Raw genomic sequence first — 26,286 nt, 5'->3', positions numbered from 1 at the left:
AAGCAGTGCTCAGGGTCGGACTATGACCTTGATTTCGCCGGCCAGCGGCGCGCTGCCAACCACGCCCGCAACATCTTCAAGGCCGATCGTCTTCGTAACAAGCGAATCCAGTTCCAGAATCCCGCTTGCCACCATGGCAGCGGCGCGAGCGTGGGTGAAGGGATTGAGATAGGCCGGTCTGATCTCGACCTCATTGACGAGCAGATCGAATGGCAGCATGGGCACTTCCAGACCGGCCGGCGTCACGCCGAACAATATGAAAGCACCACCGCGCCGCGCCATCCGAACGCCGGTCTGCAGCGTTTCGGGAACGCCGGCGCATTCTATGACGACATCCACGCCGCCGCCGGTCGTATCCCGGACGGCGGCAACAGCATCGGTCGCCGTCGGATCGAGGGCCTGTGTCGCACCCAGGCGCAAAGCTGCCTCCCGTCGCGATAGCTGCCTCGTGATCAGGATGATCTGGTCGGCGCCTGCGAGGCGGGCCAATTGCACCATGAGAAGGCCGATGACGCCACCACCCAATATGGCGACGCTGTCACCCGGACGGATTTGTGCCTTGTCGATGGCATGGATGCAGCAGGCCAGTGGCTCGCAAAAGGCACCATGGACGGGATCGAGATCCGGAGGCAGCGCGAACGCCTGGCCGCAGGGAACCGCAACATAATCAGCAAAGCCGCCATCGCGCGTCACGCCGATGGCTTTCAGATTGGCGCATAGATTCGGCCGCCCGCGTCTGCAGGCAGGGCATGTACCGCAAGCGATGTTCGGGTCGACCGTCACGAGTTCTCCGCCAACGAACGACGAAACACCCTCGCCCACCTCTTCCACGAGACCGCAAAATTCGTGACCCAAGGTCACCGGGATCGCCGTCGGATACTCGCCCTTATACATGTGCCGGTCGGACCCGCAGATACCGGCGGCAAGAACCCGGACGATGATCTCTCCCGGCCCAGCGCTCGGCTTCTCGACCATGCGCATGGTCATATCGCCGATCGCTTCCAAACGGACTGCCCTCATTCGCCTCCTCCAAGCATAGGGTTCAATTCCTTGATGCTATCGCGCCGCTCTCATCGACACCAGAACATCCGATGATAGGCGGTAGCCGCTCTGCAGCCAGCGCTAAGCACAGGCATGCGTCCTCTTCACATCCTCCAGAAGTACCGCCATGTCGGGGATGCCATCCGTCGCAGTCGCTCCTCCAAGGCAACGGGCGGCGGCGGCATGCGCAACAACGCAGATGCGCTCGACAGGCCAATCCTCATGCAGACCGTAAAGCACAGCGGCGCAGAAAGCATCGCCCGCGCCGACAGTGCTGACGATATCGGCCGGCTCGACCGGCCGAGAGCGTGAGATAATCGGCTTTGCGCCCGGCGCAAACCAGAAGCAGATTTCCGGGGCGTGAATGATTGCACCCTTTGCGACGCCTGCCGCCAGCAACCGTTCGCCAGCCGTCAGAAGTGCGGCCTCGTTCAGCTCCCCTTCCGTGTCCCGTACGGTCACGCCGGTTGCCCGCCCTGCCTCGATCTCATTGATGATAAGGAAATCGCAATATGGCAGCGCCGCGCCGACCTTGGCCGCAAACTCCGGATCCTCGCTGGAGACGAAATCGACGCAGGTGGTCAGGCCAGCGTCGCGTGCGGCTTCCAACAGTCGAGATGCCCCCGACCGCCCCTCCGTATCGATCCCGTCGAGACCAGGCAAAAGCATCAGATAGCCGAGGTAGAACAGCCGGTAACCGGTATCTGCAAAGACGGCAGGCGAAACCAGCGCGTCCGTCACCGCATCATTGGCACCGCCGTGATAGAAGAACGTGCGGTTCTGTCCCGGCACATTCATGACATGCGTATGCGCCGTCGCGCGATCGGAAAGCTCCCGCAAACCGCTGACATCGATGCCGGCATTTTGAAGCCGCGTCTTGACGATCCCGCCATCGATATCCGTGCCGATGCAGCCTGCCGCTGCGAGCTTTGCGGGAAAGCCGAGCGAGGCGAGATCGGTGACAACATTGGCGGCCCCGCCGCCAACACCCACATCCTGATGCTGGATATAGGCAAGATCACCCTGCTCGGGCCAGTAGGACAGCGTATGGACACGGTCGACGATGAAGTTTCCCGCACAGACGATGCCTCCCTTGTCCTTCTTTTCGCTGTCGCGAACCTCCTCCCCGGTCCGCATCAGCCACCTGCCTCGTTCCATAGGGGCCTGAGAGGCGGCTCATCCTCCTCGATCGCGGCGAAGCGCCCGATCGGCTCCAGAAAGTAGTTATCGCTGTTGTCGTCGTTGACCTGACTGACTTCGCCGACGAAGACCGGACCGCTGCCCTTGCGGCCGTAGAAGCGATGATAGAGCCCGGTGTGGATCGTCACACTCTGGCCAGGGGAAAGAACCAGCGGCTCCCATGCGGCAAGTGTTTTCGGCAAGCCATCCACCGGAACGGTCACGTCATCCTGCAGCACATTGCCTTCAGCGTCGGTCGCGGCGAATTCGATGACGAGATCGCCGCCGGCCCTGTTGATGATGTCCTCCATCTTTGCTTGATGGCGATGGGTCGGCGTGACCTGCCCTTCCTCGACGAAAAGCAGCTTTTCGGCATAGGTGCGCTCGCCTTCGACACCGACGATGCCGTTGCGCAGGCAAAACAGCACAAGGCCGCATTCGGCAAAGCGGCCGGAGCCGAAGTCCGTGACATCCCATCCCAGCTGATGGGTGCGTAGATATCGCGCCGCTTCCGGGTTGGCGGCGAAGTCCGCCGCGGTCCAATAACCCCATTCGGGCAGCGACCAGCGCCAATGGTCCAGGGTTTTGCTTGCGCGCCGCAGCGCTTCGTTGATTTCGGAGCGCTTCATCGGGCGGTCGCTCCTTCATAATCGACCGGTACGACGATATTCTCGCGGCCGGATTTCAGCGCCGCCGTCAGTACCGCGTGATGAGCCTGCGCTTCTTCCGGCGTGGCGCAGGTAAAACCGTTGGCGTTTCCACCTGCCAATTCATCGACGAAGGCCGCCCACATTTGCTGAATGGCATCGGCGAAGCCGAATTCGAAGATCTTGCCTGTTATCGCCGGGAAGAGCGAACCATATCCCAGATCTTCGGTGCTCCAGGCTTGCGCTCCGCCATTATAGTCCATCCACTGCCACTGCCGCGGCGACTTGGTGGTGAAGGAGGCGCTCTTCTTCATACCGAGGATACGAATATACCAGGTATTGGCCTCGCCCGGCGCAATGCGCCAGGTCTTCAGCACCATCGGAAAATCCTGATCGCCAGCGCTGACCCGGGTGCTGATCGTCGCATTGTCCCAGGTCGTGCATGGCACCATGCCGCCCTTGCCGTCCGGACGCTCGGTGATCCTCTTGACCAGCTGCGCATGCAGGGTTTGCGGGCGCCAGCCGAGCCGCAAGGGCACGTGCAGCACATGCATGCCGAGATCCCCCATGCAGCCATAGTCGCCATTGATCTCAGCCATGCGCTTCCAGTTGATCGGCTTTTGCCTGTCGATGTCGGAGGAATGCAGGAAGCCGGCTTCGACTTCGAGAATATCGCCCATCTCGCCGCTTTCGGCGAGCGAGATGACCTTCTGCGCTCCCGGGAAGAACGGCATTTCCGACGAGCAGCGAACCAGAAGTTTGGGGTTTTCGGCAAGCACCGCCATGATCTCGCGGTTCTGTGCCGCATCCATGCCGAACGGCTTTTCGCCGAGCAGATGTTTTCCCGCCTTCAGGATATCGATATAGAATTGCTGATGCAGCACATGCGGCACGGCGCAATAAACGGCGTCGACATCTGGGTTGGCCAGCAGCTCCTTGTAGTCGCCGGTGAACTGCCTGACCGATGGCACATTATCTTTGAACCAGTCGAGAAGTGCCGGATTGGTGTCGCAGGCGGCAACGATTTCCGGCCGTGCCCTCGTGTCGGCAAGATGCAGCCAGCGCGCCGCAGCGCTTGCGAATTCGCGCCCCATCAAGCCGCAGCCGATCACGCCGAAGCGGAATACCTTCTTCATGTCTCCTCCTCCCAGGATGCGTCAGGCAAGATGCCGCGAGGCGTCTCCGACGGAAGCCTCGTCATGGACGATCGCCATCAGTGCACGCGTCATGCCCGCCGGATTGCTGTGCTGAATGACGTTGCGACCATAGACGATGCCGCGAGCGCCCTGCTCCATCAACTGTTTCGTACGTGAAAGGATTTCCTGATCCGAGACGCGGCCGCCACCGCGAACGAGCACGGGAAGCCCTTGCGCGATCTCGATGACGCGGTGGTATTCCTGAACATTGTCGCAGGGGTCGGCCTTGATGATGTCAGCGCCGAGTTCGGCGGCCTGGCGCACCAGCGGCAGGATCTTGTCGATCGCGCCATCGACCATATAGGCGCCCTTGGAATTATCCTGCATGACCAACGGCTCGACCATCAACGGCATGCCGTAAATCTCACATTCACGCTTCAGGCTATTCACGTTGCGCACGCAGGCGCGATAAACTTCCGGCTCATCCGGCAACATCAGCAGATTGACGACGACGCAGGCAGCATCGAGCGCCACCGCCTGCTCCACGCCCCTGTCGATCATTTCGGAAAACAGCGCCGAGGGCAGCGGATTGCCGTAGATATTGGCGATATCCGTCCGCAGCACCAAGGCCGGACGATGTTTGCCGGGAATTGCCTGCAGAATGGGCGCAGTGCCCGGCGGAAGCTGGATGGCATCGGGCGCAGCATCGGCAATCACGTTGATCGCTGTCCGCATATCCTCGATACCGGCAAGAAAGGTCCGTTCATTGAACATGCCATGATCGACGGCGACGTCGAAGCAATTTCCGGACACGCCGAACAGGCGGTTGAGCCGCGCGGATTTCATCTATTTCCTCCCGATGTGGTAACGTTTCCACATCGGCACATTAGAGGACAGATTTGGCGAGTCAAGGCGGATGCCGCGTCGTCTTCGACACCCGCTCGACTTCTTCAGGTTTAAAGGATGAGAACAATCAGTTTCTGGATAGAACCAGCCGCCTCCGATCCCTCGTGAGGCGGCTCTCTGCGGAAGCCGCGCAGATCAGTGCAGATCCGTTCCCTGGATCGCGGAAAGCGTCCAGTCGGAGCCCGGCTTGCGCACGAAGGTCCAGAGTTCTGTCGTTTCCGAAGGGTTGCGATCATCGCCGTCGACGAGTTTCCCGGTCGCGCGATCGACCATCGCGTCGATGCTCGAATAGCGCATGGCAAGCGTCGCATATTCGGCATTGTCCTCGCGCCAGGCCTCGGCGATATCGCCTTGCAGCAAACGGACGTCGGAAACGCTGTTGCGCACGCCGCTGGTGGCATTTTCCCCAAGCTCTTCGGCGAGGTAGGACATCGCCTCCGGCGTGGTCAGCCGGCGCAGCGTGGCGTAGTCTTCCTTGCCATAGGCCGACTGGATTTCCGTCAGGAGGTGCTCGAAGCGATCGAGATCGGCCTGCTGCAACCCGATCTCGTCATTGGCTTGACGCGCCGTCGGCGCAGCCGTCGCTCCACCGCCGATGGACGGGATGGAGAAGGAAGGACGCGGCGAAGCACCCGCGTTGTTCATGGCGTTCATATTGTAGGACGAGCCAGATCCGGGTGCCGCATACTGCGTACGCTGACGGTTTGCGAAGAACCGCATGGCAAAGCTGATGAGCAGCACGATCAGGCCGATCTGCAGCAGCATGCCGAGGAAACCGACACCGCCGCCGAAACCATGACCAAGCATCATGCCGAGCAGACCGCCAGCGATCAGGCCGCCGATCATCGATCCACCGAAGCCGCCGAAAAGGCCCGGACGCTGTGGTGCGCCGAGCGGCGGCTGGGTCGTTGTCTGCTGCTGCGGTCGCTGCGTCATCGACCGATCGATCGGGGCCGCCTGCGTAGGTGCCGTCCTCGTTACAGCCGGAGCATCGAAGGTGCGCGTCCCGCGGCTTCCGAAGCCGCTGGATCCAGCCCGACGCGCATCGGCAGCGTCAAAGGTCGCTAAAGACGAAGCGGCGGCAAGGACGACGATGGCTGCGATCTTGGCAAAACGCGGTACTGCACTGAACATTTGCTCTCCTGTCATAGGGCAGAAAGACTAACCCGCCCCTATATGGGGATGCCTGTTCGTGATTGTAAGGCTGCGATTTTAAGTTGGTGCAAGTTTCAGATTTCAATCCAGAGCAAGCCGGCCGCGCGAGCATGCGGATGATGGGCTACAGCCTTCGAAGACGATCCTAATCTTCATCCGCTCCCTCGATCAAACCATCATAGACTTGCATCATCGCATTGGTGATCGCCTGGCCAAGTGCATTACCGGCGGCGCGGACATCATCGTCCGTACCGTCCCGTGCGGCTCTCGCCAGTTCAAAGCCCTCATCGCTGATGATCTGCTTTGCGACCTCGATGGCCCAAAGCCCGAAATCGCCGCGGTTGTCTATCTTGATCTCGTGTTCCATTGTCCGTCCCATTCATCTATCACAGCCAAGCCTCTATAGACCTGTCAGGCGAAAGGCCAGTTTGAATGACTCCGTTACCGCTCGTATCCGGATGGCGAAGAGGGTATCGGAGCTCCGATTCCGGCTCTATCAGCAGATTCGCAGGCGTCTACCGATAGCACTGACCACTCTCCTATCGGCCGCTCGGCCAAGCCCTTTGACCGGAAAATCGCTTGCGGAAAGCGTTCGAAATGGCCCCGATGCGTCGGAACCTGTGGAAATACAGGCATTCTCGCCCTTTCCGGCCCGGACTCCAGGTGACAATGGACATCGGCAATGGAAATGATTCCAGCGTCATCAATGCGGGGGAAGCCTCATGACCACCACCAATGAAATTGCAGACAAGATCGCTGCAGACCACAAGCTTACCAAAGTCCAGAGCAAGGCGATTGTCGAAGCCGTCTTTGCAGCCATTACCGGAGCCGCAACAGCCGGCGCCGAAACCTCGATCCCGGGCTTTGGCAAGTTCAAAGTCAAGGATACGCCGGCACGCGAAGCACGCAATCCGGGAACGGGCGCAACCATCAAGGTTGCCGCATCGAAGAAGCTCGCCTTCACGCCCGCCAAGGCGCTGAAGGATGCGCTCAACAAGTAATCCGGATCGTTAAGCTCCGATGGTTCAATGGCCGGCTCTATCCGTTGGGGCCGGCCGTTTGCGTTTTCAAACGAAGGCGAACACCGCTGGCTGATCGCATCGAAGGGCTGGTTAACGCGTCTTCAGATAGGCCCTCAGCGCCTCAGCCTCGTCCGTTTGGATGGCGGAGACGCCGGCATCGATAAGCCTGCCCCAAATCGCCGCAGGGTCCTGCAGGGCGGCAGTATCCGTGAAGCCGGCGCAGGAAACGGAATCGAGGGTATTGACCCACAGGCGCATACCCGCATCCGCAAAAAGCGCCTTGCGGGCCGCGAGCTGGTCAAGACTGTCGAAGGAGATTTCACAGAGCAGCGGGTTGAGCTGACGCAGAAGATCAAGCTGGCTCTCGGCATCCACAGAACCGAGGCGTGTCTTCGCCATGAGGAGAACCATCTCCGGCGACACGTTGTTCCGGATCCAGGCGAGATCGTCCGAGGTTTTCAGATCGCTCCAGAAATCGACCTGCCGATCGACGCCCATCGCCCGGGCGCAGGCGATCACGCCGGGGATCTTGTCTCTGCGCTTGACATCGAGATGCAGGAAAATGCGGCCGCGCGTGAGATCGAAGACGTCCTTCAGGCTCGGCAGCTTTTCATCGGTCATCCGGTTCGTCTCGCCGCCATCGCGATCGCGCAGGTTCAGGCTCGACAATTGCTGCAGCGTCAACCCCTCCGCCTCTCGGGCGAGGCCAGCCGTTCGATCGAGCGTATCGTCATGCAGAAGAAAGAACTCGCCATCGCTGCTGCATCGCACATCGATCTCGACCACATCGTAGCCGGCTGAAATTGCCCGCTCGATCGCAAGCAGGCTGTTTTCCGGCGCAGCGCGCCAGATCCCGCGATGAACGACGATCGCACAATCGCGCGAGGGATCGGCGATATAGTCGGCATAGTCCATGATAGGTCCTCATCTCGCGGAAATACGCGCGAATCGCCCAGAACCGCACGTCTTCAGCGGCGCGTATCATGGGATTTTGACAGATCTGCAAAGCGCGATGCCGATCGCTGCCGCCAACATCCTAGAACAGCGATCGCAGCCGAATGGCTGCGATTGGAAATGATGGATAAATTATCCAGGCGGCGGGAGATGCAATCTCAGAAATTCCAGTCCTCGTCTTCAGTCGCAACCGCCTTGCCAATGACATAGGACGAGCCGGAGCCTGAGAAAAAATCGTGGTTCTCATCCGCATTCGGCGACAGGGCCGAGAGGATGGCCGGATTGACCTTGCAGGCTTCGGCGGGGAAAAGCGCTTCATAGCCGAGGTTCATCAATGCCTTGTTGGCGTTGTAGTGGAGGAACTTCTTGACGTCTTCCGTCAAGCCGACGCCGTCATAGAGCGCTTCGGTGTACTTGGCTTCGTTGTCATAAAGCTCCAGCAGAAGATCGAAGGCGAAGTCCTTGATCGCCTGGCGCTGCCCGTCCGAAAGCCGCTCGAGCCCGCGCTGGAACTTGTAGCCGATGTAGTAGCCATGCACGGCTTCATCGCGGATGATGAGGCGGATCATGTCGGCCGTGTTGGTGAGCTTGGCGCGGCTCGACCAGAACATCGGCAGATAAAAGCCCGAATAGAACAGGAAGCTTTCGAGGAAGACGCTCGCGACCTTCTTCTTCAAGGGATCGCCCGAAGAATATTGCTCCATGATCAGCGCAGACTTCTTCTGCAGAAACTCGTTTTCCTCCGACCAGCGATAGGCGTCATCGACGTCGGGTGTCAGGCAGAGCGTCGAAAAGATCGACGAGTAAGAGCGTGCATGCACGGCCTCCATGAACGAGATGTTCGACAGCACCGCCTCTTCATGCTGAGTGGCGGTATCGGCCATCAGCTTGACCGCGCCGACACCGTTCTGGATCGTGTCGAGCAGCGTCAGGCCGGTGAAGACGCGGATGGTGAGCTGCTGCTCCTCCGGCTTCAGCGTCGCCCAGGACTGAATGTCGTTGGAGAGCGGCACCTTTTCCGGTAGCCAGAAATTGCCCGTCAGGCGGTTCCAGACCTCGAGATCCTTGTCGTCCTCGATGCGGTTCCAGTTGATGGCGCGAACGCGGCTTGCCGGCTTGAATTGCATGTTCATTTTCATCGTTCCTCAAAGGTTCAGAGCGTGCAGGAAACGCAGCCCTGAACCTGCGTGCCTTCGAGCGCCATCTGGCGGAGCCGGATGTAGTAGATGGTCTTGATGCCCTTCTTCCAGGCATAGATCTGCGCCTTGTTGATATCGCGCGTGGTTGCGGTATCGCGGAAGAACAGCGTCAGCGACAGGCCCTGGTCGACATGCTGGGTGGCCGCAGCATAGGTGTCGATGATCTTTTCCGGCCCGATCTCGTAAGCATCCTGATAGTAATCGAGATTGTCGTTGGTCATGAAGGCCGCCGGATAATAGACGCGACCGATCTTGCCTTCCTTGCGGATCTCGATCTTGGAGACAATCGGATGGATCGAAGAGGTCGAGTGGTTGATGTAGGAAATCGATCCGGTCGGCGGCACGGCCTGCAGGTTCTGGTTATAGAGCCCGCCCTCCATGACAGCTCTTTTCAACGCGAGCCAATCTTCCTGCGTCGGGACGGCAATGCCGGCGGTTTCGAAGATTTCCGCGACGCGCTTGGTCGCCGGCTTCCATTCCTGGTTCGTGTATTTGTCGAAATATTCACCGGAAGCGTATTTCGAATTCTCGAAGCCCTTGAAGCTTTGGCCGCGCTCGACAGCAAGCAGGTTCGAGGCGCGAATGGCGTGGTAGGTCACCGTGTAGAAATAGATGTTGGTGAAGTCGACGCCTTCTTCCGAACCGTAGAAAATGCGCTCGCGGGCGAGATAGCCGTGCAGGTTCATCTGGCCGAGGCCGATCGCATGGCTTTCGTCATTGCCCTTCTCGATCGAGGGTACGGAGGAGATATGGCTCATGTTCGAGACGGCCGTCAGCGCACGGATCGACATCTCGATCGTCTTGCCGAAATCCGGGCTGTCCATCGCGGCAGCAATATTCAGAGAACCGAGATTGCAGGAGATGTCCTTGCCCATATGCTTGTAGGACAGGTCGTCGTTGTATTCGCTGGCTTCGCTCACCTGCAGGATTTCCGAGCAGAGATTGCTCATGGTGATGCGGCCTGCAACCGGATTGGCGCGGTTCACCGTGTCTTCGAACATGATGTAGGGATAGCCGCTTTCGAACTGGATTTCGGCGATCACCTGGAAGAATTCACGCGCCTTGATCTTCTTCTTGCGGATACGGCTGTCGGCCACCATTTCGCGATACTTTTCCGTGACCGAAATCTCGGTGAACGGCACGCCATAGACGCGTTCCACATCGTAGGGTGAGAAGAGATACATATCCTCGTTGTTCTTCGCGAGCTCGAAGGTGATGTCGGGAATGACAACGCCGAGTGACAGCGTCTTGATGCGGATCTTCTCGTCGGCATTTTCGCGTTTGGTATCGAGGAAGCGCATGATGTCGGGATGGTGAGCGTTCAGGTAGACGGCGCCTGCCCCCTGCCTCGCGCCAAGCTGGTTGGCGTAGGAAAAGGAGTCTTCAAGCAGCTTCATCACCGGGATGATGCCGGAGGACTGGTTCTCGATGTGCTTGATCGGCGCACCCGCCTCGCGGATGTTGGTCAGCGACAAGGCAACGCCACCGCCGCGCTTCGAGAGTTGCAGCGCGGAATTGATGGCACGGCCGATCGATTCCATATTGTCTTCGACACGCAGCAGGAAGCAGGAGACCAACTCGCCGCGCTGTTTCTTGCCGGCATTGAGGAAGGTCGGCGTTGCCGGCTGGAAGCGGCCTGCGATGATTTCGTCCACCATATCGCGGGCAATCTGTTCGCTGCCCTGCGCCAACGTCAGCGCAACCATGCAGATGCGGTCTTCGTAACGCTCGAGGTAACGCTTTCCATCGAAGGTTTTTAGCGTGTAGCTGGTGTAATATTTGAAGGCACCGAGGAAGGTCGGGAAGCGGAACTTCTTCGCATAGGCGTGGTCGAAGAGATCGCGCACGAAATTGAAGGAGTACTGATCCAGCACCTCCTGCTCGTAATAGCCCTCCGTCACGAGATAATCGAGCTTCTCCCTGAGGTTATGGAAGAAGACCGTGTTCTGGTTGACGTGCTGGAGGAAGTATTGCTTGGCCGCCATGCGATCCTTGTCGAGCTGGATCTTCCCTTGCTCGTCATAAAGGTTCAGCATGGCGTTGAGGGCGTGATAATCCAAAGCCGGTTCCGCAGCCTTGGCTGGCCGGTCATTCGCGGGGTGAGAAAAAGTGCTCTGCGGTTTTTCGCCCGCATCCCGCGACAAAGAAGAGCTTAGCGTGTCCAAAATCGTTCCAATCCGTGTCTGACATTGGCGACATCCTCATCCGTGCCCAGAAGTTCGAACCGATAGAGATACGGCACCTGGCATTTGGTGGAGATGATGTCGCCGGCGATCCCGTAGGTCGCGCCGAAGTTGCTGTTGCCCGCGGCGATGACCCCGCGGATGTTCGAACGGTTACCCGCATCATTGAGGAAGCGGATTACCTGCTTAGGTACGGCACCCTTGCCACCCTCGCCGCAATAGGTCGGGACGATCAGCACATAGGGCGAGGTCGCGCGGAACTCGCCTCCTGCAGCAAGCGGGATACGAGCAGCCGGCAATGCAAGCTTGGCGACGAAGCGATGGGTATTTTCCGATCGGCTGGAGAAATAGACGATCTCGCCCACCGCCCGGCTCCTTAAGCGAGAGCGCTGATCATGTCGGGACGGAAGCCGGCCCAATGCAGTTCGCCGGCGACAACAACCGGAACCTGGCGGTAGCCGAGACCTTGCACCAGCTCATAGGCGGCGGCATCGGTCGATACGTCGATGATGGTGTAGTCGATGCCTTGCCGATCAAGTGCGCGGGTCGTTGCTGTGCATTGGACGCAGGCGGGCTTGCTGTAGACGGTGATGCTCATGAGATATCCTCGTATGGATGGGCATGGAAAATCGCTCGGGCATCGGATGATGCCCGCTCGGCGGAGTGAAAAATGGAGGCAAGCCTAGCCGGCGGCCGGACGCATTTAAGCGGCCGTCACTCGCGCGGGCGACTATGGATACTCAGGAACATGCACTTCACCCCGAAGTTATTCAGCGGGGCCTTCGAGGAAGCGACGCCGGCTATCATGCCGCATGGACCATCGCTCGCCAGCCGGACACCCCGCCCGTGGACGTCAATGCTCAAGGCAGGTCTCCTGGCTCGCGGGTCATAACATTCGTCTCGCCTTCCCAAGACACAAGGCCTCAGTGACTTCATCGAACGAATGCTCACCGCTCACAGTTGCGGGGGCAGCTCCGGCTTAGCGATCATCATGCTCGCCGACCGAATTCCCGTCTTAGCCTCCAATCCTTGCGAATCAGAAGAACCTCGAACACTATATATAGTATCTTCAGTTAAAATTGCGTCAACTGCTTCGATGGCCTCAAGCCAATTTCGATGTTGATGAACTCCGACGATCTCGCCTGACGCGTGCATAGGGGCTGGACAGATGCAGTGTTACTTCATTACGTTGCTCATGTAATGTTATTACATAAAGGACCCTTCATGCCAAACACAAGCTCTGGTATCCTCCTTGCAGCCTCATCCTTGGCTTGCGCCTTGCTGCTTCCCTTTCCGTCGTTTGCCGATGACGAAAAGGAGACGGAAAGCTGGCGACTATTCGTCACCGATCACAGCCTGCCGATCGTCCGCGCGATCGATGCCTCAAGTGGCAAGGAAATCGGCTTATTCGATCTTGACGGCTATGCCTCGCTGTCTCTCAGTCAATCCGGCCGCACCATATTTGCCGTGCAAGGCGAAAAGAACGTGGTCCAAGCGATTGCGACCGGCATATCCCTCTCCGATCATGGCGAACATCGCGACATCGAGCTTTCCGATCCGAAACTGCTTCCAGCATCGATCAAGGGCGAAAAGCCCGGGCATGTGGTGACGCACGGCAACGATGTCGCGATCTTCTATGACCGCGACGACAAGTTCGACCTCCTGTCCGAAAGTGGCCTTATCGAAGGCAAACCTGACATTCGTTCATTCCGGACCATCGCCGCCCACCACGGCGTTGCCGTTCCGATGGGCAACCATCTTCTCGTGTCGGCACCGAACATGGAGGCACCTGTCAAGGAAGGTGAATTGCCCCCGCGCCTCGGCTTGCGCGTGTTGGACCGAAAGGGAGAGCAGGTCGGCGATATCAAGCGCTGCACGGGGCTTCATGGGGAAGCGACCTCCGCCCGGCTGATTGCCTTCGGCTGCGAGGAAGGTGTCCTGATCGCTCGCCCTGGCGGTATCGACGGCCCAAAGGTCGAGATGCTCGCCTATGGCTCCTCCCTGCCAAAGGGCAAGGTCTCGACACTACTCGGCGGCACGTCCATGCAATTCTTCCTCGGCAATTACGGCGAGCAGAACGTCGTATTGATCGATCCGGACAATTCTGACCAACCCTACAAGCTGATCGAACTGCCGACACGGCGGGTCGATTTCGTGCTCGATCCGGCAAAGCCACAGATCGCCTACATTCTCACCGAGGACGGCAATCTGCATCTTCTGGATGTCGTGAAAGGCGCAATCGTGAAATCCGAGACAGTTACCGAAGCTTACAGCAAGGACGGTCACTGGCGCGATCCGCGGCCTCGCCTGGCGGTCGCCGGCAACCTCATCGCCATTACCGATCCGCGCCACAGCCTCGTGCGTATGGTCGATAACCAATCGCTGAAGGAAGTCCGCAACATCCCCGTCGAGGGGCAGCCCTTTGCTATCGTTGCGGCCGGCGGATCGGGAGCAGTGCATTGAGACGCTAAAATACGAGAAACAACTCGAAGGGAGCGCGGCGCGCTGCAGGTATAGATGATTGCAACGAGAGCCTGTTGTTCGACCGGCTCTCGAACATGGAGATCGGCGAGAACACAGCCCCGACTCACCTGTCCGCGCTGTCAGGCAGCATGCGGGTGAAGCATGGCTTTCGCAATGATTTCCAGACGAATCTTGAGCTCATAGAGCACAGCACAGATCGCCAACGTGGCGACTGCAATCGGGATAAAGGCTGCGGCAGACAAAAAACCCGTACGGTTCAGTTCGTAAGCGATCAGCAGCATGACTGTCTGGTGAAGAACGTAATAGGTAAGAACCGCCCGGTTGAGATAGCGGATCACCGCGTTTTCCGATCGGCAGCAAATCCTTGCATAACCGAGAACGGCAACGATCGCGCACCATTGGAACGTCCCGCCAAGCATTCTCCCAGCATAGAGCCGCCACATTTCTGGGTCGCTGGATGGCAGGCTGGGAAACAGGCACACCAAGGCCAGCGCGCAAGCGACGGCCAAGATGAGCGCCAGCTTCCGCATGTTGACGATCGCATCCCAGCAACCGTCGCGCGTTGCCATCACGACACCCATCAGGAATGCAGCCATATAGGCGGTGTGGCTGTACCAATCGGTCAAAAGGTTCTGCGTCGGGGGGAAAACCGGTCTCAATATCAGCCGCAGTCCGATGAACAATAAAGCCGGAGCTATCAGCACCCATTTGCCTGTAAGCCAGGGCACCAGCCGATCTCCCACATAAGGCAATAGCCGCGGCCATACAGTCAAGGCAAGCGTGACGATCACGGTATAACTCCAGAGGTAGGCGAGATACCAAAGATGCTGCATGCCGGCAAACAGCGTCTCTTTGCCGTCCGGCAGGGAAACCGGAGTCAAAGTTACATAGTGCAAAAAGACCTCAGAGAGGCTGATCTGCACTCCCATCTTGGCATTCAGGAATACATAGATCTGAGGCGGAATCAGAAACAGCATACCTATCAGAAAGGGTACCAGTAATTGTCTTGTCCGTGCATTTCTCAAGGCACCGGGGGGATACTTAACGAGCAGTATGCCCGTCACGGCTCCCGAAATAAAAAACAAGAGCGTCATCCGCCATGGATGTGTCAGCAAATGGATTATATCGAAGGCGGGGGAGCTGTCCGGCGCCTTCAGCACGAAGTTTTTCGAATTATAAATCAGGCTGACGTGGTAGACGATCAGCAGCATAAATGCTGCCACCCTGACAAAATCCAGATCATGCCGACGTGATGGTCTCTCCATATTTCCGTATTTTAAATTTCAGCCATTAATTGATTATGTAGCGAACTGCTCAAAATTTCGCTTGGGGTAAGTCTCTCTGAAGCTTGGCCGAGCCGGCCAAAGCGCCTGGAGCGAACGCCCATATCGACTAACGACAACTCTTCGAGGCACCAGAGCCTTTCAGCCAAAGCATGGACAGAGCCCGATGGGGGTGCGCTTGACACTTGGTTAGCGAGCTTTTATTAATACGTATAACTAATACGTATAAGCAAAGCGAGCGATGACAAACGGACGAGCAACGCAAAAGGATGTCGCAAGGGCTGCGGGGGTCTCGCAAGCAACCGTTTCCATGGTGCTGAGCGGCGGTGGGGCATCCATCCCTGCGGAAACGTGGGAGCGCATCACAAAGGCGGCAAAGGACCTCGGCTACGTACCCAACCGTTTTGCGCAGGCCCTCAAGACGAGCCGCTCGATGACCATCGCCTGCATCGTGCCCGACATCACCAATCCGTTCTATCCGTCTTTGATACGCGGCATTCAGTCTATCGCCGATGGCCTGAACTACGATGTGATCACGGTCAATACGGACGGCACTCCGGAGCGCGAACGCCATTTTCTCGATTGGGCTCGGCAGGGGCGCGTCGATGGCGTGATCGGCGTCTTCTTCACGCTGAAAGCCAAGGATTTCAATCCCTTGATCGAGGCCGGCGTTCCCATAGTGAGAATTGAATCATCCAGGAAGAGCGGCGGCGAAATCCCTATCGACGATATCTATGTCGACAGCAAGGCGGCGGCGCAGACGGTGACGGAATACCTGCTGGGCCTCGGCCATAAGCGCATCGCGCTCGTTGCCGGTCGCGGCGGTCCGCAGGCTCACCGTATCGAGGGCTACCGTAAGGCGCTCGCAGAGTTCGGCCATCCCGATCACGTCGTCATCGACGACGAATTTTCCGAGATGGGCGGGATTCGCGCGGCCGAGAGCATTCTTAGCGGCGATTTTCGGCCGACGGCCATCTTCGCCGCAAACGACCTGATGGCGATCGGGGTGATGCAGTCACTGCGCGAACGCGGCATCCGCATTCCCGAGGATATCGCCGTCGTCGGTTTCGACGATATTTCCGCCGCCAAGCTCGTGACCCCGACACTGACGACGGTCGCGCAGTTTCAATGGAAAATGGGAGAACGTGCCGCGCAGACGCTGATGGAGCGCCTGCGCGGGGAGAAGACCGGTGTTGGAACCGCCGTCGAAATGCCCTTCGATCTCATCGTCAGAGGTTCGACGAGCAACAAATAAAATCAAATCGGGAGGAGAAAACCGATGCACAGACGTACAGTTTTGAAAGCCGGCTTCGGCCTGGCCGCCCTGCCGCTTATGTCCCGCTTCACCTTCGCGGCGGATCAGAAGCCCATATCCTTCTGGTACGAATCCGCTTCGCCGGAGAACCAGGATAACCTCAAGAACATTCTGATCGACCCGTTCAATGCGGCACATCCTGAAGACCTCCTTAGCATCGACTTCCGCGGCTCGGATCTCGACAAGCAGCTGCGCGTCGCGATGCTGGCCGGCACCGGCCCCGATGTCGTCTTCACGGCCGGCCCGAGTTATGTCGCGGCAATGGCACAGGCCGGTCAGCTTATGCCGCTTGACGACTACGCCAAGAAATACGGATGGGACGAGCGTCTGCTGCCGCTCTTCCTCGATCTCGGCCGCTACAACGGCAAGCTCTACGCGCTCGCGAAGACATACGAAACGCTCGGCCTCTTCTACAACAAGACCTTGTTTGACCAGAACAAATGGAAGGTGCCAACGACGATATCGGATTTCGAGGCGCTTGCCGACGAGATGAAAGCCAAGGGCCTGACCCCGTTCGGTGCCGGCAATGCCGACTGGCGCCCGGCCAACGAGCATTATGTCTCGATCGCCATCAACTCGATTGCGGGACCCGAGAATGTCTACAAAGCGCTAACGGGCGCCATCCCATGGACAGACCCTGCCTTCGTCCACTCGATCGACAAGCTCGCCGAATGGTGGGACAAGGGCTATTTCGGCGACAATTATTTCTCGCTGACGCTGGAGCAGGCCTTCGCACAGATCGCCAGCGGCCAGGCCGGCATGGCGCCGACCGGTACATGGAATTTCACCAACGTCCAGACCTATTTCCCGCAAAATAACGCGGAACCCGGCTTCGTCGGCTTCCCGAGCGAGAAAGGCGATCCGATTTTCGCGCTCGGCATCGGCTCGACACTCTCGATCAACGCCAAGTCAGGCAATGCGGATGGCGCCGCTGCCGTTCTCGACTACATGTTCACGGACGACTACTACAGCAAGATGAATTCGGTCTGGCAGGGCGAATGGAACCTGCCCCTGGCCGATCTCTCCAAGGTCAAGCTTTCCGACAAGGTACTGCCTCTTTACGAGACGGCGATGAAGGAACTCGCCACCGCGGTCGCTGCAGGCAAATACGGCTACACCACCTGGACCTTCCTGCCACCTGCCACGGACACTTATCTGGTCAGCGGCATGGAAGAGGTCTGGCTAAAGAAAACCACGTCCGCCGACTTCCTGAAGAAGCTCGACGAGACCTTCAAGCAGGAACGCGATGCCGGCAAGGCACCAGCCGTTCCGGCCCGCACCTGATCTGGCCGCAGGGCGGCGCATAAGGCGCCGCCCTCTCCGGAGGACAACATGCACCGACTTTATCTCGTTCCGACGATGCTCATCAACATCGTCATCGTTCTCGTGCCCGCTCTGCTGACGGTCGCGCTTGCCTTCTGCAACTGGGATGGCATTTCGCCGCCCACCTTTGCGGGCCTCGACAATTTTCGCACGCTTGCTGCCGATCGCGTCTTCTGGCTGGCGCTCGGCAACAACATCATCTGGACGCTGGTCTTCCTGATCGTACCGATCCTCATGGGTTTGCTGGCCGCCTCGATGCTATTGATCGTGCGCCGTGGCAGCAATTTCTTTCAAGTCATCTACTTCCTGCCCGTCGTCATCGCCACCGCGATCACGGCCCGCATCTGGCAGGGCATGATCTATAGCCCGGTGACCGGCGTCTTCGGTCTCCTCAAGAAGTACGGGTTGCCGATCCCCAATCCGCTGACGCAGCCGCCGATCGCGCTGTTCGGCGTTGCAACGGTTGACCTCTGGCACTGGTGGGGCTTTCTCAGCGTCATCTTCTTTGCCGCACTCCGCCAGGTGCCGCAGGAACAAATCGAGGCCGCCCGCATCGAAGGCGCGACCTATTTCCAGATGATGCGTTATGTGCTGCTTCCCGGCATCCGGCCGACGATCACGCTGATGATGATCATGACCGTCATCTGGTCGTTCCTTGCCTTCGATTTCGTCTACATCCTGACCCAAGGCGGCCCAGCTTTCTCCAGCGAGCTGTTGTCGACGCTGGCCTATCGCAAGGCATTCTACGACCTCAATGTCGGCCAAGCAGCGGCCGCGGCCCTCGTCATCAGCCTATTCGGACTGATCGGCACTTTCTTTTACGTGCGTATTCAAACCAAGGAGGGCGAACAATGAGGCTCGTGGAAAGCCGTCTGACCCTTTGGGTCTGCTATATTCTTCTGGCCATTTTTGCCTTCCTTGCGCTTTTTCCGATCGCGCTGCTGGTGCTGAATTCGCTAAAGCCTGCGGCTCAGATCGTGCAGAACCCGCTCGGACTGCCGCAGCCGATCCGCTGGCAGAATTTCGCCAATGCCTGGAACCACGCGAAATTTTCGCAGACCTTCATCAACTCGCTGATCGTCTCCGGCACGACGATTGCGCTCGTCTGCACGACATCGTCGCTGACGGCCTATGTGATCGCGCGCCGCAAGATCAAAAGCTGGAAGATCTTCACCTTCTACCTGCTCGCAACGACGACCGCGCCAATCCAGCTCTACATCTTCCCGCTCTATTTCGGCTTCGCCAAGCTCGGGCTCATCAACAACATCTTCGGCGTGGCGCTGATCTATACCGCGCTTTACAGCCCCTTCGCCGTGATGCTGCTCAGAACCTATTTCCTTGCGGTTCCGAAAGAGCTCGAGGAGGCAGCGATCGTCGACGGCGCCACGCATTGGCAGGTTTTCTGGCGGGTGATGCTGCCGATCGTCTCGCCGGGCATCCTGACCGTCGCGCTGATCATCGGTCTGAATTCGTGGAACGAGTTCCTGATCGCGACGACCTTCCTGCAGAAGCAACAGAACATGACGGCCGTCATCGCCTTCTTCCTGCTGTCCGGCCAGTACAGCTCCGACTGGGGCGAGATCATGGCCGCAGCCCTCATCATCGTCGTGCCTGTCGTGGTGCTTTTTGTCTTCATGCAGAAGCGCTTCATCGAAGGCATGGCCGGCGGCTCGGTCAAAGGCTGAGCGATTTTTCCAAACAATCTATGGAGTGAGCAATGCAGCTTCCGAACGATTATCTCGAACGTGTCTATGCTGGCGTCCTGGGCAAGCTCGTCGGCGTCTATCTGGGCCGTCCTTTCGAGGGATGGACCTACCAGAGGATCATGGAAGAGCTCGGGCCTATCGAATATTACGTGCATGAGCGCCTGAACCAGCCACTCGTCGTCACCGACGACGATGTCGCCGGCACCTTCACCTTCATCCGCGCTTTGGAGGACTATGGTATCAAGCCGAACCTCTCGGCCGAAGAAATCGGCAAGGCCTGGCTCAACTACATCGTCGAGGAACGCGCCATCCTCTGGTGGGGTGGCAATGGCAATTCCACCGAACACACCGCCTGGCTGAATCTGAAGAAGGGCGTGCCCGCACCGCATTCCGGTTCGATCGCCACCAATGGCCAGGGGGTCGCCGAACAGATCGGCGCGCAGATCTTCATCGACGGATGGGCGATGGTGGCGCCCGGCCAGCCGGAACTCGCGGCCAAGCTTGCAGAACAGGCCGGCAAGGTCAGCCACGACGGCGAATCCGTTTATGCCGCCATGCTGTGGGCTGCGATGGAGGCCGAGGCTTTCACCTCCTCCGACATCGACCATCTGATCGATACCGGCCTGAAGCAGATCCCGAGCGACAGCCAGATCGCCAAACTGATTGCCGACATCAGGGCCTGGCACAAGGCTCATCCCGATTGGCGCGATACCCGCCAGAAGATCCAGGACCATTACGGCTACGACAAATATCCCGGCAATTGCCATATCATGCCCAATCACGCGCTGATGATCATGACGGTGCTTTATGCACCGCACGATTTCCAGAAGGCGCAGATGATCGTCAATACGTCGGGCTGGGATACCGATTGCAATGCCGGCAATGTCGGCTGCCTGCTCGGCATCATGAACGGCCTCGACGGGCTGGCGGAAGGGCCGGACTTCCGTGGCCCCATCGCCGACCGCATGCTGATCTCTTCGGCCGACGGCGGCAATTCCATCAACGATGCCGTGCGGCAGGCTTATTTCCTGACCAATCTCGGTCTCCAGCTTGCCGGCCATCAGTCGCTCGATGCCCCGAAGGATGGTGCGCAGTTTCATTTCTCGCTTCCGGGCAGCCAACAGGGCTTCCGCCCATTGACGGGTCTCGACGCGGCAAGCGGCGTGCGGGTCGGCAATACCGAATTCGAAAGCGGCCGCGCGCTGACGATCGATTACGAAGCCCTCGGGCCAGCACAAAGCGCCGTAGTGACGACGCCGACCTTCTCGCCACGCGAAATGCTCGACATGCGCACCTACGACCTGATGGCGACACCACTTGTCTATCCCGGTCAGACGCTGAAGGCACGTATCAAGGCCGACGCGCAGAACCGCGGTACAATCGAAGCGCGCTTGCGTGTCCGCGTTTATGACGGGCGCGACCAGCTAAAGGACATTGACTCTGCTCCGCTCGTCCTCGAGCCAGGCTCCGAGGCCGTTCTCGAATGGGTCCTTCCCGAGACCGACGGCCAGCCGATCGCCGAAATCGGCGTCGCCATGAGCGGCACCGGCAAGCGTGCCGATGGCCGCCTGCTCGTCGATTATCTCCGCTGGGACGGCGCGCCCAAGCTGACATTGAAGCGTCCCGCCGGCGATGGTGACTTCTGGCGCATGGCCTGGGTGAATGGCGCAAGCTTCTTCTCCAAGCGCTTCCCTGCCGCCTTCCGCATCGCGCAGAACCGCGGCGAAGGCATCATCATCCATGGCACGCGCCAATGGACCGACTACCAGGCCTCGGGTCAGGTGATGATCCACCTCGGCAATTACGGCGGCCTTGCCATCCGCGCCCAGGGCCTGCGCCGCTACTATGGCGCCCGCGTGACGCGCGACGGCAAGATGCAGATCGTCAAGGTGCGCGACGAGGACACCAAGGTTCTTGCCGAAACTGCCTTCAAGACCGAGTTCGACAAGCATATCGCCATGAAGGTTTCGGCGCAGGGCGCGCGCATCACCTTCGAGGCTGACGGCGTGTCGGTGACGGCGGAAGATACCGCTGCCGATGCCTTCCGTGACGGCGGCGTCGGCCTGCTCGTCCATGAAGGCGCCCTGTCGTCGAACGAGATCCGGATCGGAGGGGTATGATGGCGACAGTCACCATCGATACGGCACGCAAGGCCTATGGCGCCGTGGAAATTCTCCACGGTGTCTCTGCCGACATTGCCGACGGCGAATTCGTCGTTCTCGTTGGGCCATCAGGCTGCGGGAAATCCACGCTGCTCAGAATGATTGCCGGCCTTGAAGACATTACCGGCGGCACGATCAGCATCGGCGGGCGCGTCGTCAACAATCTGCCGCCCAAGGAACGCGACATCTCCATGGTCTTCCAGAATTATGCGCTCTACCCGCATATGACGGTGGCCGAAAACATGGCCTTTTCGCTGACGCTTGCCGGCGCATCCAAGGACGAGAAGCAGAAGCGCGTGGCGCATGCCGCGCAGATCCTCGGCCTCACCGACCTGCTCGGGCGCTATCCCCGCCAACTCTCCGGCGGCCAGCGCCAGCGCGTCGCCATGGGCCGCTCGATCGTCCGCAACCCGCAGGTCTTCCTGTTCGACGAGCCCCTGTCCAATCTCGATGCGAAGCTGCGCGTCGCCATGCGCGCCGAGATCAAGAGTCTGCATCGGCGTCTGGCGACGACGACCATCTACGTCACCCACGACCAGGTCGAGGCGATGACCATGGCGGATCGCATCGTCGTCATGAACGGTGGCCATATCGAGCAGATCGGGCGACCACTCGAACTTTACGACAATCCGCAAAGCACCTTCGTCGCCGCCTTCATCGGCTCGCCGGCCATGAACCTCCTGAATGGGCGCTTCGACACTGACGGTGGAAGGCCTGTCTTCAAGACCAATGAAGGCGTGCTTTTGCCCCTACCCGACCATGCTCCCAGGATTTCCGGCACCGAAGGCGTATACGGCATCCGGCCGGAATATTTCACGCTTGCGCCTGAAAATGCCGGCATTCCCGCCCGCGTGATCGTCGTCGAGCCACTCGGTTCCGAAACGCATATAACGGCGACGGTGGGCGGGCAGACGATCGTTACCGTCTTCCATGATCGGCTCGATATCGAACCGGAGGAGACGATCTGGCTGCAGCCGCGCACGGAACGGATCTGCCTTTTCGATGCCGGTGGGCGCCGGCTGACCGACAAAGCCACCGAACGAAGCCTGCAACATTCGTGACGCCAAAGCGCCGCCGCAAGGCGGCGCATTGGCCCGGCGCCCATGTCGAATTTGCCGGTATACCTGCTCGATCAGTTGATCGGGCCGGCAACGCCAGTTCTTACGGCCATATCAGCCAGACTAACATCGAGTGTTGCCGGATCGATCGACTGACGCACCTTCAACAACATATTGCCCAGGTCTTCCATCATCTCGCGCACAAACTTCTCCGTGCGGACGCAGTCTCCCGAAACGATGAAGCGCAGCAGTGATATATGGCTCTCGACAGTCGTCTCCATCGGAGCGCCAGGGCCGAGATAGGTATGATAGATCCATCCGGTGCGGCGATAGAGCGTCTGGAGTGGAATGAGGGTGTTTGCCAGCAACGGCTCTCCGGATGCCGTCAAGATTGCCCTGTTCAATAGCCGATCGGTGACATTGAACCGCTCAAGGCTGAGTTCCGCCTTGGAAGCCTCCAGATCGGCAATGAAGATTCTGAGGATCTTGTGATCCTGAGGCGTCGCCCGCTCCGTCGCAAGCCCGCAGGCAATCGCCTCCATTTCCGTACGCAAGGGAAGCAATGTCCGCTCCTGCGCCAGATTGACCGGCGCGATCCGCAGGCCAGAGCGCGGGCTGACATGGATGAGCTGGTTGGCGGAAAGGCGCTTGACCGCGTCGTGAACCGGTGTACGGCCAAGGCCGGATTGCTGCTGCAATTGCTGGATCGTATAGCGCGCACCCGGCAACAGTTCGGTGGAAACGATCATGCTTTCGAGGCGATCGTAAGCCTCCTCCGACAGGCTTCGAGACTGCTTTTCCTTCTTCATCATCGCGCTGTCGATCTTTTCCCGCTCGAATTCACCACTGTCTCTCCCGCCCGATTCACAGAGAGCGGCATTGACTTTTGGCTGCTTATATCAAAATCATTGCCTCATGTGAAATTTCAGATTACTAGCGTGATATTTCTTTGAGGGAGGGATTTATGACAATCGAACACACATCGACCGTTGGCGCCATGCGCCGGCCATCCACCAATCGACGCTGGTGGATCGGTGCGCTTCTCGCGCTCGGCGTTCTCGTCAATTATTTCGACCGGGTGAACCTGACGGTCGCTTCGCCGCTCATTCAGGACGATTTTCACATCGGCCCGGCAGAGATGGGCATCCTGTTCAGCGCCTTCGGCTGGACCTACGGATTCCTGCAAATCCCCGTCGGCATGCTGCTTGACCGCTTCGGCGTGACACGCGTCATGCGTTGGAGCACCTTCTCCTGGGGTGTCGCCTCCATCATCACGGCTTTCTCGACAGGCATGCAGACGCTCTTTCTCTCGCGCATGCTCCTCGGCGTGGCCGAAACTCCTGGCTTCCCGGCCAATTCGAAGGCTACGGGCTACTGGTTTCCGCGCCATGAGCGGGGCCTGGCCACCGCGCTCTTCGATGCGGCCGCGAAATTCTCCAACGTCATCGCCATTCCGTTGGTCGCTTTCCTGATGCTGCATTTCGGCTGGCGCGGCGGTTTCATCGCGACAGCGATCATCAGCTTCGTCTTCTTCGCGCTATTCTGGCTGTTTTACCGCGACCCGAGCGCCGACAGAAACCTTTCCGACGAGGAGCGGGCCTATATTAAGGCGGGCGGCGCGGCCCAGGAAGGCGAAGCCTCCGCCAACGCCGTGGGCATGCTCGGCTATCTCCTGCGCAATCGCAAAGTCTGGGGCCTTTCGATCGGCTTTGCCGCCTATGGCTATGCCTTCGCCCTCTTCATCTTCTGGCTGCCGAATTATCTGGTCTCAGAGATGCACATGGACATCCTGAAATCGGCAAGTTTCACGACGATCCCCTGGATCTTCGCGACGATGTCGGATCTTCTGATCGGCGGCTGGCTGATCGATCATCTCATCCGCAAGGGCCACGACGAATCCAAGGTTCGCAAGACGATCATCGTCTTCGGCATGCTGATGGGCCTTGCTGTCGTCGGTGCCGGCCTCACCGCCGATCCCTATTGGGCCATCCTCTGGATCACCATTTCACTGAGCGGCCTTGCCGCGGCGGCACCGGCCGGATGGTCGATTCCTGCGCTGATCGCCCCGAAGGGCGGCGCTGCCACGGTCGGCGGCATCATGAACTTCCTGAACAGCGTCACCGGCATCGCCGCACCGATCATCACCGGCTTCATCGTCGGCGCAACACAGTCCTTCAGCCGCGCCTTCCTTCTAGCCGGCGTGATGCTGGCGATCGGCATCGTCTCCTATGTCTTCGTCCTCGGCCGCATCGAGCAGATTCCCGATCCGAAGGCCTGATTTCGTTTTTAAGACCAAGAAAGGTTTCCCATGAAAATCACCAATGCGAAGGTCATCGTCTGCTCGCCCGGACGCAACTTCGTCACGCTCAAGATCGAGACGGACGAAGGGATTTACGGCATCGGCGACGCCACGGTGAATGGCCGCGAACTGGCCGTTACCTCCTATCTTCAGGATCACCTCGTCCCCTGCCTCATCGGTCGCGATGCATCGCAGATCGAGGACATCTGGCAGTATTTCTACAAGGGCGCCTATTGGCGCCGCGGCCCGATCACCATGGCGGCGATCGCCGCTATCGACGTCGCGCTGTGGGACATCAAGGCCAAGGCAGCCAACATGCCGCTTTACCAGCTGCTCGGCGGCGCCAGCCGCACGCATATGCTGACCTATACGCATGCCAACGGCGAGACGATCGAAGAGACCGGTGACAAGGTTGCCGCCTTCAAGGAACAGGGCTGGAAGGCGATCCGCGTGCAGAGCGCAGTTCCCGGCCTGCCGGTCACTTACGGCGTCGAAAAGGTCGGCTCGCTGGCCCAGGCGGAAGACAAGCCGCGCGAAACGCTGTGGGATACGCCGACCTATCTGCGGTTCCTGCCGAAGCTTCTCGACCATCTGCGCGATCGCTTCGGCTATGATCTCCACCTGCTGCACGACGTTCACCACCGCCTGACGCCGCAGGAAGCGGCAGGGCTTGCGAAGGAGGTGGAACGCCACCGACTCTTCTGGCTCGAGGACGCCGTTCCGGCCGAAAATCAGGAATCCTTCCGCCTCATCCGCCAGCACTCCACCACGCCGCTCGCGCTCGGCGAGGTCTTCAACTCGATCCACGATTGCCGGCAGCTGATCCAGGAACAGCTGATCGACTATATCCGTACGACGCCGCTGCATGCCGGCGGCATCACCCATGTGCGGCGCATCGCCGATCTCGCCGGCCTCTATCATATCCGCACCGCCTGCCATGGTGCTGCCGATATGTCGCCGATCACCATGGGGGCAGCACTGCATTTCGATCGCTGGGTGCCGAATTTCGGAATTCAGGAATATGCCTTCCATCCCGACGAGGCGAAGAATGTCTTCCCGCACGAATGGCATCTGAAGGACGGCCATCTCTATAGCGGCGAAAAGCCGGGTCACGGCGTCGACATCGACGAGAAGGCTGCCGAGAAATATCCGTATCGGCAGGCCTATCTGGACGTTGCGCGACTTTCGGACGGAACCATGTGGAGCTGGTGATTGTTTTGAAGATCGACCGGCT

The 26,286-nt window shown here is 59.3% G+C and carries 24 protein-coding genes and 1 riboswitch; of the genes, 10 read left to right on the top strand and 14 right to left on the bottom strand.

Features of this window, described 5'->3' with window-relative positions; all coding sequences use genetic code 11:
- Positions 1–9 precede the first annotated feature (9 nt).
- The 7 genes from GA0061103_RS05750 to GA0061103_RS05720 form a co-directional block, all read right to left on the bottom strand.
- Positions 10–1,020, bottom strand: a complete 1,011-nt coding sequence (locus GA0061103_RS05750; protein ID WP_092707894.1) for a zinc-dependent alcohol dehydrogenase family protein — start codon at positions 1,018–1,020, stop codon at positions 10–12.
- A gap of 102 nt (positions 1,021–1,122) precedes the next feature.
- Complete coding sequence (locus tag GA0061103_RS05745) at positions 1,123–2,178, bottom strand: carbohydrate kinase family protein (protein ID WP_092707892.1); 1,056 nt, start codon at positions 2,176–2,178, stop codon at positions 1,123–1,125.
- Positions 2,178–2,849 carry a D-lyxose/D-mannose family sugar isomerase gene (locus GA0061103_RS05740; RefSeq protein WP_092707890.1) on the bottom strand — a complete coding sequence of 224 codons (672 nt, stop codon included), beginning with the start codon at positions 2,847–2,849 and terminating at the stop codon, positions 2,178–2,180. Before GA0061103_RS05740 ends, GA0061103_RS05745 begins: the two co-directional genes overlap by 1 nt.
- Positions 2,846–4,003 (bottom strand): Gfo/Idh/MocA family protein, encoded by a 1,158-nt coding sequence (locus GA0061103_RS05735; protein ID WP_092707888.1) that lies wholly within the window; start codon positions 4,001–4,003, stop codon positions 2,846–2,848. The genes GA0061103_RS05740 and GA0061103_RS05735 overlap by 4 nt, the downstream gene beginning before the upstream one ends.
- Before the next feature lie 21 nt (positions 4,004–4,024).
- The gene (locus GA0061103_RS05730) at positions 4,025–4,849 is read right to left on the bottom strand and encodes a class I fructose-bisphosphate aldolase (protein ID WP_092707886.1); all 825 of its coding nucleotides are present in this window, start codon (positions 4,847–4,849) and stop codon (positions 4,025–4,027) included.
- Between the two features lie 195 nt (positions 4,850–5,044).
- The gene (locus GA0061103_RS05725; protein WP_092707884.1) at positions 5,045–6,043 is read right to left on the bottom strand and encodes a Tim44 domain-containing protein; all 999 of its coding nucleotides are present in this window, start codon (positions 6,041–6,043) and stop codon (positions 5,045–5,047) included.
- Positions 6,044–6,209: 166 nt separating this feature from the next.
- Positions 6,210–6,431 carry a hypothetical protein gene (locus GA0061103_RS05720; RefSeq protein ID WP_092707882.1) on the bottom strand — a complete coding sequence of 74 codons (222 nt, stop codon included), beginning with the start codon at positions 6,429–6,431 and terminating at the stop codon, positions 6,210–6,212.
- A 355-nt stretch (positions 6,432–6,786) separates the two neighbouring features.
- Here GA0061103_RS05720 and GA0061103_RS05715 point away from each other — a divergent pair, with 355 nt between their 5' ends.
- The gene (locus GA0061103_RS05715; protein ID WP_092707880.1) at positions 6,787–7,065 is read left to right on the top strand and encodes an HU family DNA-binding protein; all 279 of its coding nucleotides are present in this window, start codon (positions 6,787–6,789) and stop codon (positions 7,063–7,065) included.
- Between the two features lie 111 nt (positions 7,066–7,176).
- Here the strand turns inward: GA0061103_RS05715 and GA0061103_RS05710 are convergent, their stop codons facing one another.
- The 5 genes from GA0061103_RS05710 to nrdH form a co-directional block, all read right to left on the bottom strand.
- A complete protein-coding gene (locus tag GA0061103_RS05710) occupies positions 7,177–8,001 on the bottom strand; it encodes a glycerophosphodiester phosphodiesterase family protein (RefSeq protein ID WP_092707878.1) in 825 nt (274 codons plus the stop codon).
- Between the two features lie 197 nt (positions 8,002–8,198).
- The gene (gene nrdF, locus GA0061103_RS05705) at positions 8,199–9,173 is read right to left on the bottom strand and encodes a class 1b ribonucleoside-diphosphate reductase subunit beta (RefSeq protein ID WP_092707876.1); all 975 of its coding nucleotides are present in this window, start codon (positions 9,171–9,173) and stop codon (positions 8,199–8,201) included.
- 20 nt (positions 9,174–9,193) lie between these two features.
- A complete protein-coding gene (nrdE, locus tag GA0061103_RS05700) occupies positions 9,194–11,404 on the bottom strand; it encodes a class 1b ribonucleoside-diphosphate reductase subunit alpha (RefSeq protein WP_092707874.1) in 2,211 nt (736 codons plus the stop codon).
- Positions 11,392–11,787 carry a class Ib ribonucleoside-diphosphate reductase assembly flavoprotein NrdI gene (nrdI, locus tag GA0061103_RS05695; protein WP_092707872.1) on the bottom strand — a complete coding sequence of 132 codons (396 nt, stop codon included), beginning with the start codon at positions 11,785–11,787 and terminating at the stop codon, positions 11,392–11,394. Before nrdI ends, nrdE begins: the two co-directional genes overlap by 13 nt.
- Positions 11,788–11,798: 11 nt before the next feature.
- The gene (gene nrdH / locus GA0061103_RS05690; protein ID WP_092707870.1) at positions 11,799–12,020 is read right to left on the bottom strand and encodes a glutaredoxin-like protein NrdH; all 222 of its coding nucleotides are present in this window, start codon (positions 12,018–12,020) and stop codon (positions 11,799–11,801) included.
- A 249-nt stretch (positions 12,021–12,269) separates the two neighbouring features.
- Positions 12,270–12,487, bottom strand: a riboswitch (cobalamin riboswitch).
- A 159-nt stretch (positions 12,488–12,646) separates the two neighbouring features.
- Between nrdH and GA0061103_RS05685 the strand changes: the two genes are divergently transcribed.
- Positions 12,647–13,885 carry a metallochaperone AztD gene (locus GA0061103_RS05685; RefSeq protein ID WP_092707868.1) on the top strand — a complete coding sequence of 413 codons (1,239 nt, stop codon included), beginning with the start codon at positions 12,647–12,649 and terminating at the stop codon, positions 13,883–13,885.
- A 140-nt stretch (positions 13,886–14,025) separates the two neighbouring features.
- On the opposite strand, the gene GA0061103_RS05680 is transcribed toward GA0061103_RS05685, so the two are convergent.
- Positions 14,026–15,171 carry an acyltransferase family protein gene (locus tag GA0061103_RS05680; protein ID WP_092707866.1) on the bottom strand — a complete coding sequence of 382 codons (1,146 nt, stop codon included), beginning with the start codon at positions 15,169–15,171 and terminating at the stop codon, positions 14,026–14,028.
- A gap of 259 nt (positions 15,172–15,430) precedes the next feature.
- On the opposite strand from GA0061103_RS05680, the gene GA0061103_RS05675 reads away from it, so the two are divergent.
- From GA0061103_RS05675 to GA0061103_RS05650, 6 genes are read left to right on the top strand one after another with little or no spacing between them, the layout of a single operon-like run.
- Positions 15,431–16,444 (top strand): LacI family DNA-binding transcriptional regulator, encoded by a 1,014-nt coding sequence (locus GA0061103_RS05675; RefSeq protein WP_092707864.1) that lies wholly within the window; start codon positions 15,431–15,433, stop codon positions 16,442–16,444.
- Positions 16,445–16,468: 24 nt separating this feature from the next.
- On the top strand, positions 16,469–17,788 hold the full coding sequence (locus tag GA0061103_RS05670; RefSeq protein WP_092707862.1) for an ABC transporter substrate-binding protein: 1,320 nt from the start codon (positions 16,469–16,471) through the stop codon (positions 17,786–17,788).
- Between the two features lie 48 nt (positions 17,789–17,836).
- Positions 17,837–18,682, top strand: coding sequence for a carbohydrate ABC transporter permease (locus GA0061103_RS05665; protein ID WP_092707860.1), 846 nt, complete (start codon positions 17,837–17,839; stop codon positions 18,680–18,682).
- On the top strand, positions 18,679–19,512 hold the full coding sequence (locus tag GA0061103_RS05660) for a carbohydrate ABC transporter permease (protein WP_092707858.1): 834 nt from the start codon (positions 18,679–18,681) through the stop codon (positions 19,510–19,512). The genes GA0061103_RS05665 and GA0061103_RS05660 overlap by 4 nt, the downstream gene beginning before the upstream one ends.
- 32 nt (positions 19,513–19,544) lie before the next feature.
- A complete protein-coding gene (locus GA0061103_RS05655; protein WP_092707856.1) occupies positions 19,545–21,653 on the top strand; it encodes an ADP-ribosylglycohydrolase family protein in 2,109 nt (702 codons plus the stop codon).
- Positions 21,653–22,756: an ABC transporter ATP-binding protein gene (locus tag GA0061103_RS05650; RefSeq protein WP_092707854.1), complete on the top strand. Its 1,104-nt coding sequence runs from the start codon at positions 21,653–21,655 to the stop codon at positions 22,754–22,756. The genes GA0061103_RS05655 and GA0061103_RS05650 overlap by 1 nt, the downstream gene beginning before the upstream one ends.
- A gap of 71 nt (positions 22,757–22,827) precedes the next feature.
- On the opposite strand, the gene GA0061103_RS05645 is transcribed toward GA0061103_RS05650, so the two are convergent.
- Positions 22,828–23,565, bottom strand: a complete 738-nt coding sequence (locus GA0061103_RS05645) for a GntR family transcriptional regulator (RefSeq protein WP_092707852.1) — start codon at positions 23,563–23,565, stop codon at positions 22,828–22,830.
- Between the two features lie 152 nt (positions 23,566–23,717).
- Between GA0061103_RS05645 and GA0061103_RS05640 the strand changes: the two genes are divergently transcribed.
- Positions 23,718–25,031, top strand: coding sequence for an MFS transporter (locus tag GA0061103_RS05640; protein ID WP_092707850.1), 1,314 nt, complete (start codon positions 23,718–23,720; stop codon positions 25,029–25,031).
- Between the two features lie 30 nt (positions 25,032–25,061).
- A complete protein-coding gene (gene manD, locus GA0061103_RS05635; protein ID WP_092707848.1) occupies positions 25,062–26,264 on the top strand; it encodes a D-mannonate dehydratase ManD in 1,203 nt (400 codons plus the stop codon).
- The last annotated feature ends 22 nt before the right edge of the window (positions 26,265–26,286 follow it).

This window comes from Martinezella multihospitum (assembly GCF_900094585.1).
Classification (GTDB): Bacteria; Pseudomonadota; Alphaproteobacteria; order Rhizobiales; family Rhizobiaceae; genus Rhizobium; species Rhizobium multihospitium.
The sequence above is the reverse complement of the archived record's forward strand: the minus strand, read 5'-3'. Positions and strand labels throughout refer to the sequence as shown.

Coding starts and splice junctions, on each gene's coding strand:
- GA0061103_RS05750 (WP_092707894.1), bottom strand. CDS start 1,020: ATGAGGGCAGTCCGTTTGGAAGCGATCGGCGATATGACCATGCGCATG.
- GA0061103_RS05745 (WP_092707892.1), bottom strand. CDS start 2,178: ATGCGGACCGGGGAGGAGGTTCGCGACAGCGAAAAGAAGGACAAGGGA.
- GA0061103_RS05740 (WP_092707890.1), bottom strand. CDS start 2,849: ATGAAGCGCTCCGAAATCAACGAAGCGCTGCGGCGCGCAAGCAAAACC.
- GA0061103_RS05735 (WP_092707888.1), bottom strand. CDS start 4,003: ATGAAGAAGGTATTCCGCTTCGGCGTGATCGGCTGCGGCTTGATGGGG.
- GA0061103_RS05730 (WP_092707886.1), bottom strand. CDS start 4,849: ATGAAATCCGCGCGGCTCAACCGCCTGTTCGGCGTGTCCGGAAATTGC.
- GA0061103_RS05725 (WP_092707884.1), bottom strand. CDS start 6,043: ATGTTCAGTGCAGTACCGCGTTTTGCCAAGATCGCAGCCATCGTCGTC.
- GA0061103_RS05720 (WP_092707882.1), bottom strand. CDS start 6,431: ATGGAACACGAGATCAAGATAGACAACCGCGGCGATTTCGGGCTTTGG.
- GA0061103_RS05715 (WP_092707880.1), top strand. CDS start 6,787: ATGACCACCACCAATGAAATTGCAGACAAGATCGCTGCAGACCACAAG.
- GA0061103_RS05710 (WP_092707878.1), bottom strand. CDS start 8,001: ATGGACTATGCCGACTATATCGCCGATCCCTCGCGCGATTGTGCGATC.
- nrdF (WP_092707876.1), bottom strand. CDS start 9,173: ATGAACATGCAATTCAAGCCGGCAAGCCGCGTTCGCGCCATCAACTGG.
- nrdH (WP_092707870.1), bottom strand. CDS start 12,020: ATGAGCATCACCGTCTACAGCAAGCCCGCCTGCGTCCAATGCACAGCA.
- GA0061103_RS05685 (WP_092707868.1), top strand. CDS start 12,647: ATGCCAAACACAAGCTCTGGTATCCTCCTTGCAGCCTCATCCTTGGCT.
- GA0061103_RS05680 (WP_092707866.1), bottom strand. CDS start 15,171: ATGGAGAGACCATCACGTCGGCATGATCTGGATTTTGTCAGGGTGGCA.
- GA0061103_RS05675 (WP_092707864.1), top strand. CDS start 15,431: ATGACAAACGGACGAGCAACGCAAAAGGATGTCGCAAGGGCTGCGGGG.
- GA0061103_RS05670 (WP_092707862.1), top strand. CDS start 16,469: ATGCACAGACGTACAGTTTTGAAAGCCGGCTTCGGCCTGGCCGCCCTG.
- GA0061103_RS05665 (WP_092707860.1), top strand. CDS start 17,837: ATGCACCGACTTTATCTCGTTCCGACGATGCTCATCAACATCGTCATC.
- GA0061103_RS05660 (WP_092707858.1), top strand. CDS start 18,679: ATGAGGCTCGTGGAAAGCCGTCTGACCCTTTGGGTCTGCTATATTCTT.
- GA0061103_RS05655 (WP_092707856.1), top strand. CDS start 19,545: ATGCAGCTTCCGAACGATTATCTCGAACGTGTCTATGCTGGCGTCCTG.
- GA0061103_RS05650 (WP_092707854.1), top strand. CDS start 21,653: ATGGCGACAGTCACCATCGATACGGCACGCAAGGCCTATGGCGCCGTG.
- GA0061103_RS05645 (WP_092707852.1), bottom strand. CDS start 23,565: ATGATGAAGAAGGAAAAGCAGTCTCGAAGCCTGTCGGAGGAGGCTTAC.
- GA0061103_RS05640 (WP_092707850.1), top strand. CDS start 23,718: ATGACAATCGAACACACATCGACCGTTGGCGCCATGCGCCGGCCATCC.
- manD (WP_092707848.1), top strand. CDS start 25,062: ATGAAAATCACCAATGCGAAGGTCATCGTCTGCTCGCCCGGACGCAAC.